This window comes from Paracidovorax wautersii (assembly GCF_900113035.1).
Classification (GTDB): Bacteria; Pseudomonadota; Gammaproteobacteria; order Burkholderiales; family Burkholderiaceae_C; genus Paracidovorax; species Paracidovorax wautersii.
On the sequence record NZ_FONX01000023.1, the window covers coordinates 66,144 to 73,147 of the forward strand.

At 69.8% G+C, this 7,004-nt stretch carries 7 protein-coding genes; all 7 read left to right on the forward strand.

Annotation, left to right across the window (positions count from 1 at the left end):
• The first annotated feature begins 21 nt into the window (after positions 1–21).
• The 7 genes from BM070_RS22490 (at position 22) to BM070_RS22520 (ending at position 6,713) form a co-directional block, all read left to right on the forward strand.
• On the forward strand, positions 22–1,008 hold the full coding sequence (locus BM070_RS22490; RefSeq protein ID WP_092942129.1) for a DMT family transporter: 987 nt from the start codon (positions 22–24) through the stop codon (positions 1,006–1,008).
• A gap of 151 nt (positions 1,009–1,159) precedes the next feature.
• Positions 1,160–2,374: an aminotransferase-like domain-containing protein gene (locus BM070_RS22495; protein ID WP_092942131.1), complete on the forward strand. Its 1,215-nt coding sequence runs from the start codon at positions 1,160–1,162 to the stop codon at positions 2,372–2,374.
• Positions 2,375–2,393: 19 nt separating this feature from the next.
• Positions 2,394–3,014 (forward strand): glutathione S-transferase family protein, encoded by a 621-nt coding sequence (locus tag BM070_RS22500; protein ID WP_092942133.1) that lies wholly within the window; start codon positions 2,394–2,396, stop codon positions 3,012–3,014.
• Between the two features lie 135 nt (positions 3,015–3,149).
• Complete coding sequence (locus BM070_RS22505; protein ID WP_092942135.1) at positions 3,150–4,034, forward strand: PhzF family phenazine biosynthesis protein; 885 nt, start codon at positions 3,150–3,152, stop codon at positions 4,032–4,034.
• Positions 4,031–4,750 carry a VOC family protein gene (locus BM070_RS22510; protein ID WP_092942138.1) on the forward strand — a complete coding sequence of 240 codons (720 nt, stop codon included), beginning with the start codon at positions 4,031–4,033 and terminating at the stop codon, positions 4,748–4,750. Before BM070_RS22505 ends, BM070_RS22510 begins: the two co-directional genes overlap by 4 nt.
• Before the next feature lie 82 nt (positions 4,751–4,832).
• A complete protein-coding gene (locus tag BM070_RS22515; protein WP_092942141.1) occupies positions 4,833–5,813 on the forward strand; it encodes a threonine dehydratase in 981 nt (326 codons plus the stop codon).
• Between the two features lie 225 nt (positions 5,814–6,038).
• A complete protein-coding gene (locus BM070_RS22520) occupies positions 6,039–6,713 on the forward strand; it encodes a histidine phosphatase family protein (protein WP_092942144.1) in 675 nt (224 codons plus the stop codon).
• Positions 6,714–7,004 lie beyond the last annotated feature (291 nt).

Here is a 7,004-nt window from a genome sequence, read left to right on the forward strand (position 1 = left end):
TCCAGAGAAAAAGGCCCGCCCATGGCAACCGCCGCATCCTTAGCCTCCACGCCCCCGGGCACCGCCCAGGCCCAAGCTCGCGCCAGCGCCGAAACGCGCGGCCTCTGGCTCGGCCTGCTGGGCGTGACGATCTTCGCGCTCACGCTGCCGATGACGCGGCTGGCCGTGGGCTCGCCCGAAGCGCCGCAGATGAGCGCCGTCTTCATCGCCATGGGGCGTGCCGCCGTCGCGGGCCTGCTCTCGGCCGCGCTGCTGCTGGCCCGGCGCGCGCCGCTGCCGCAGCGGGCGGACTGGCTGCCGCTGGCCGTGACGGCGGGCGGCGTGGTGTTCGGCTTTCCGCTGCTCACCTCGCTGGCCATGCGCCAGGTTCAGGCGGTGCATGCCAGCGTCATCGTCGGCCTGCTGCCGCTGGCCACGGCGGCGGTGGCCGCGCTGCTGCACCGGCAGCGGCCTTCGGCCGGCTTCTGGCTGTGCGCCACGGCGGGCACCGCGCTGGTGGTGGCCTTCGCCGTGCTGCGCTCGGGCACCGCAGGCCTGGCCCTGCACCCGGCCGATCTGCTGCTGATGGCGGCCATGCTCTGCGCCGCCGTGGGCTACGCCTTCGGCGCGCGGCTGTCGCAGCGCATGCGGGCCGATGCTGTGATCTGCTGGGCGCTGGTCATTTCGCTGCCGCTCTCGGCACCGCTCGCGGCGCTGTCCTGGCCGCAGGCGCCGCTGCCGGCCACGGCCTGGGGCGCGTTCACCTATGTGTCGGTCGGCTCGATGTGGCTGGGCTTCTTCGCCTGGTACCGCGGCCTGGCCCTGGGCGGCACGGTGCGCGTGAGCCAGGTGCAGCTGGTGCAGCCCTTCCTGGGCATGCTGGCCGCCGTGCCGCTGCTGGGCGAACGGCTCGACGCGGTGAGCATCGGCTTCGGCCTGGCGGTGCTGGCCACCGTGGCCCTGGGCCGGCGCATGCCGGTGCGGCCGCCACCCGCGCCCCTGGCGGAAAGGCAGCGCCCGACCTCTTGAAATCCCCACTGGCACGGGCTCCGCTGGCGGTTAAGCTCCCCAGCGGCTCCACCCGCAAAGCCACCCCGGGCCGCACAACGGCCGACCTGTAACGACGACAACAGCGCCTCGCCTCCGCGCATGGAGCGGCGCCTCATGGAGATCACCGGAAATGACGAACTGGACCCTGGCCCAACGCGCCGCAAAGATGAACCCCTCGGTGATCCGCGAGATCCTGAAAGTGACCGAGAAGCCCGGCATCATCAGCCTGGCCGGCGGCCTGCCCTCGCCCAAGACCTTCCCCATCGACGCCTTCGCCCAGGCCTGCGCCACCGTGCTGCAGGAAGACGGCCAGGCCGCGCTGCAATACGCGGCCAGCGAAGGCTACCTGCCGCTGCGCGAGGCCGTGGCCCGCATGCTTCCCTGGTCGGTGGACCCGGATCAGGTGCTGATCACCACCGGCTCCCAGCAGGGCCTGGATCTGATCGCCAAGGTGCTGATCGACCCGGGCAGCCGCATCCTGGTGGAAACGCCCACCTACCTGGGCGCGCTGCAGGCCTTCTCGCCCATGGAACCGACGGTGGTCAGCGTGGCCAGCGACGACCACGGCGTGCGGGTGGACGACTTGGCCGCCAAGATGGGCACGGGCGCCGACCGGGCGCGCTTCCTCTACGTGCTGCCCAACTTCCAGAACCCCACCGGCCGCACCATGACCGAGGAACGCCGCGCCGCCCTGGTGGCCAGCGCCGCCGAGCTGAACCTGCCGCTGATCGAAGACAACCCCTATGGCGACCTGTGGTTCGACCAGCCGCCCGCGCTGCCGCTCACGGCCCGCAACCCCGAAGGCAGCATCTACCTGGGCTCGTTCTCCAAGGTGCTTGCGCCCGGACTGCGGCTGGGCTTCCTGGTGGCGCCCAAGGCCCTCTACCCCAAGCTGCTGCAGGCCAAGCAGGCGGCCGACCTGCACAGCCCGAGCTTCAACCAGCGCATGGTCTCCGAGGTGATGAAGGACGGCTTCCTCGACCGCCACGTGCCCACCATCCGCCAGCTCTACAAGCAGCAGCGCGACGCGATGCTGGCCGCGCTGGAACGCGAGATGGCCGGCCTGGACGTGCAATGGAACCGCCCGGACGGCGGCATGTTCCTCTGGGTGCGCCTGCCCGAAGGCATGGACGCCATCGCCCTGCTGCCCGAGGCCGTGGAGCGCAACGTGGCCTTCGTGCCCGGCGCCGCCTTCTACGCCGACGATGCCGATCCGCGCACGATGCGCCTGTCCTTCGTGACGGCCAGCGCCCAGCAGATCGCCACCGGCATCGCCGCCCTGGCCGGCGCCATCCGCGCGCGCCTGGAACGCAGCGCCGCGCCCGCGGCCGCCGCACTGGCCTGACCCGGAGGAGCACGACGCCATGCTGCGCCTCTGGGGACGCCCTACGTCCATCAATGTCCGCAAGGTGCTCTGGACGGCGCAGGAACTGGGCCTGACGCTGCAGCGCACCGACGCGGGCGGCCAGTTCGGCCTGGTGCGCGAGCCCGACTACCTGCGCCAGAACCCCAACGGCCTGGTGCCGATGATCGAGGACGACGGCTACGTGCTGTGGGAATCGAACGCCATCGTGCGCTACCTGTGCGCCCGCCATTCGGGCGGCGGCCTGTACCCGGACACCATCCCCGCGCGCTTCGTCGCCGAGCAGTGGATGGACTGGCAGCAGACCACGCTGAACCCGGCCGGGCGCGACGCCTTCGTGCAATGGGTGCGAACGCCCGCGGCCGAGCGTGACGAGGCGCGCATCGTCCAGTCCATCGCCGCCACCGAGCCGCTGCTGGACCTGCTCGACGCCCAGCTGGAACGCCAGCCCTTCCTGGCGGGCGACCGCTTCACCATGGCCGACATCCCGGCCGGCTGCGAAATCCACCGCTGGTACGGCCTGCCCCGCGAACGCACGCCCCGCCCGCACCTGGACCGATGGTTCCAGGCGCTGTGCGACCGGCCCGGCGCGCGCGGCGTGCTGGATCAGCCGCTGGGCTGACGGCCTCAGCCCACTCCGCCACCCGTGGTGTTCCAGCGCCTCCAGCCTTCGGGCTGCGGCGCAAGGGCGCAGCCTTGCCCGCGCCATCCGCCGGCCCCGTTTCTCTTGTCCTGCAAACCCCAACGAAAGCGAACCATGCGCCAACGCCTCTTCAAGCAAGTCGATGTCTTCACCGAACAGCCCTACCTGGGCAACCCGCTCGCCGTGGTGCTGGACGGCACCGGCCTCAGCACGGAAGAGATGCAGCACTTCACCAACTGGACCAACCTGTCGGAAGCGACCTTTCTGCTGCCACCGACGGAAGCCGGCGCAGCAGCGGGAGCCGACTACCGCGTCCGCATCTTTTGCCCCACCCGCGAATTCCCCTTTGCCGGCCACCCCACCCTGGGCAGCTGCCATGCTTGGCTGGAAGCCGGCGGCCAGCCGCGCACGCCCGGCCGCGTGGTGCAGGAGTGCGCGGCCGGCCTCATTACGCTGCGGCAGGACGGCAGCCGCCTCGCCTTCGCCGCGCCGCCGCTGCTCAAGAGCGGCCCGCTCGATGAAGCCGACGTGGAGCTGATCGCGCGCGGCCTGGGCCTGCAGCGCTCGGACATCCTCGCCCATGCCTGGTGCGACAACGGCCCGCGCTGGCGCGGCGTGATGCTGGGCAGCGCCGAGCGCGTGCTGGCGCTGCAGCCCGATGCCGCGGTGCTCGGCGGGCTGGACATCGGCGTGGTCGGCCCGCGCGGCAAGGTCGGCGTCATCGCCAACCAGGCGGCCGATGCGCCCGATGGCACCGCCTTCGAGGTGCGCGCCTTCTTCCCGGGCAACAGCGGCATGGTCGAAGACCCCGTCACCGGCAGCCTGAACGCCGCGCTGGCGCAATGGCTGATCGCCGCCCACCTGGCACCGCCCCAGTACGTGGCCGCACAAGGCACGGCCATGGGCCGCGCCGGCCGCGTGCATGTGGAGCAGGACGGCGACACCATCTGGGTGGGCGGCAGCTCGGTCACCTGCGTGGACGGGCAGGTCTTGCTATGACCACGCCCGACGGACTGCACCGCTGCGCCATCGACCACCTGGTGGTCATGGCCGATTCGCTGCAGGCCGGCGCCGACTGGTGCCGCCGCACCCTGGGCGTGGCTCCGGCCATGGGCGGCGAACACCCGCTGATGGGCACGCACAACCGCCTGCTCCAGCTCTCGGGGCCGGCCCATCCACGCGCCTACCTAGAAATCATCGCTATCAATCCAGGAGCCAAGGACGCCCCGGCCAACTGCGCAAGACGCTGGTTCGATATGGACGACGGGGCCCTGCAGGCGCAGGTGCGCAGCCAGGGTCCGCAGCTCATCCACTGGGTGGCCTCGGTGCCGGACCTGGCGGCCGCCCGCAGCGCCCTAGCCGCCTGCGGACTGGACCGGGGCGACGTCGTCCAGGCCAGCCGCCCCACCCCGCTGGGCCCGCTCCAATGGCAGATCACCCTGCGGCCGGACGGCCAGCGCCTGCTGGACGGCTGCCTGCCCACGCTCATCCAGTGGGGCGACCGCCACCCCTGCTACAGCCTGCCGGCCAGCGGTGTCACGCTGCAGTCGCTGCAGCTCGAACATCCGCAGGCGCCGCTGCTGACAAAGGCTTGCAACGCTGCCGGGCTGCAGCAGCGCGTCCAGATCGGCGTGGCCGCGCAGCCTCGGATCCAGGCCACGCTGGCAACGCCGCGCGGCATCGTGCAGCTGGCGTCACAAGCTCTGGGGACGTGAAGCCGGGTCATCAAAGCCCGCCAACCACGGCCTTCTGATGCCATGTCCACCCCATTCGCAGACAACGCCTGAAAGCCGCACCATGCAGACGACAACCCCACATCTGCCCACCCTGGCGGAGATCGAAGCCGCATCGCAGGTCGTCTATCAGGACTTCGGGCCCACGCCGCAGTACCGCTGGCCCTTGCTGGCCGAACGGCTGGGCACCGAATGCTGGCTCAAGCACGAGAACCACACGCCGGTGGGCGCCTTCAAGATCCGGGGCGGGCTCACCTATTTCGATCAGCTGGCGCAGCGCGGCGCCCTGCCGGCCGAGGTGGTCAGCGCCACGCGGGGCAACCACGGGCAAAGCCTGGGCTGGGCGGCCCGCCGCCACGGCGTCGCCTGCACCATCGTCGTGCCGCACGGCAACTCGGCAGAGAAGAACGCCGCCATGCGAGCCCTGGGCGTCCGGTTGATCGAACACGGCGAGGACTTTCAGGAAGCGCGGGAGCACGCCATGCAGCTGGCCGCCCGCCATGGCGCGCACATGGTGCCCAGCTTCCACCCCGACCTGCTGCGCGGCGTGGCCACCTATTGGTGGGAATTCCTGCGCGCCGTGCCGCACATGGACGTCGCCTATATGCCCATCGGCCAGGGCTCGGGCGCCTGCGCCGCCATCGCGGCGCGGCAGGCACTGGGCCACAAGGTGCGCATCGTGGGCGTGATCAGCGCCCACGCCACCACCTATGCCGACTCGCTCGCCGCCGGGCGCATCGTCGAATCGCCCGTAACCACCAAGCTTGCCGACGGCATGGCCTGCAGGGTCGCGGACGCCAGCGCCCTGGCCATCCTTCAAGCTCATCTGGACGACATCGTGCAGGTGAGCGACGAAGCGGTGGGCCAGGCCATGCACGCGCTGTTCACCGACACGCACAACGTCGCCGAAGGCGCCGGCGCAGCGGCCCTGGCTGCCGCCCTCCAGCAGCGCCAGCAACTGCAGGGCCGGTGCGTGGGCCTGGTGCTGAGCGGCGGCAATGTCGATGCACGGATGTTCTCGCAGACGCTGGCCGAGGCGGGCTGAAGGAATCTTGCAGCCCCTCTGGATGCCTCCGGCGCTTCGTGCTCAGACTCTCGCACTGAGGCAATGGCCTTGGTGCGGGAACCGGTCTGGCTGCGAAGCGGAGCTTGAAGACCCACTGCCGCAACCTCAAGCGTTAACCGCATCAGCCGCAGAACGCTTCTGATTTCATAGCATCCGTCGCTTTTGCGACAAGCGCTGGAGGCGCATCGGCTCAAGAATCCGCCGATGGGAACCCTCTACCTCGTACGCCACGCGCAAGCCTCTTTCGGGGCCGACGATTACGACCAGCTCAGCCCGCTCGGCCATCGACAGGCCCATCGCCTGGGCGAATACTGGCGCACCCAGGGCCTGCGGTTCGACGCCGTGCTGACAGGCACGCTGCGCCGGCATCGGGAAACGCTCGAAGGCATCTCTCAGGGGCTCGCCACCGATATGCCCCCGGCGCAGACGTTTCCCGAACTGGATGAATACGACGGTGCGGCGCTGATCCACGCCATTCACCCGCATGCACTGCCCAAGGCCGATACCCCCGCGCTCTACAAGCAGCACTTCCGCCTGCTATGCGATGCACTGGCCCAGTGGATGGCCGGCACCATCAGCCCCGCCGGCATGCCCAGTTGGGACGACTTTTCGGCGGGCATCCACAGCGTGCTCGAACACGTGCGTCGTCATCACGCCGGGCATGACGTGCTGATGGTGAGCAGTGGAGGGCCGATAGGTGCTCTGCTCACCCAGATCCTGGGCTCACCAGCAGAGGTCGGTATCGGTCTGAATATGCGGGTGAGGAACAGTTCGGTGACGGAACTGAGCACGAGCGCCAAGAGGATCATGCTGCAGACGTTCAACGGCGTCGGGCACCTGGAAGACAGCGATCACAGGGATTGGATCACCTACGCCTGACACGGCAAGCAGACAGCGTATTTGCACAGCGTAGTTCTCCGCAATGGAGACAACGCCGACCTCCCAGCGCCACACCTCCGTGTGCTCAGCAGCGCATAAATCAATGTCGATTTATGGTTTTTGCTGTGGAGCGGCTGGGCAATGAAGCAGCCCGGCCGCTTGAGGCTCGCGGCGTGCGAACGTGTTTCGCATTCCTGCATTTCAACGCTGCAAAGCAAAGCGCCCCGAGTACTTACGTACGCGGGGCGATTTGGGCTGTAAGAGCCTGACGATGACCTACTTTCACACGGG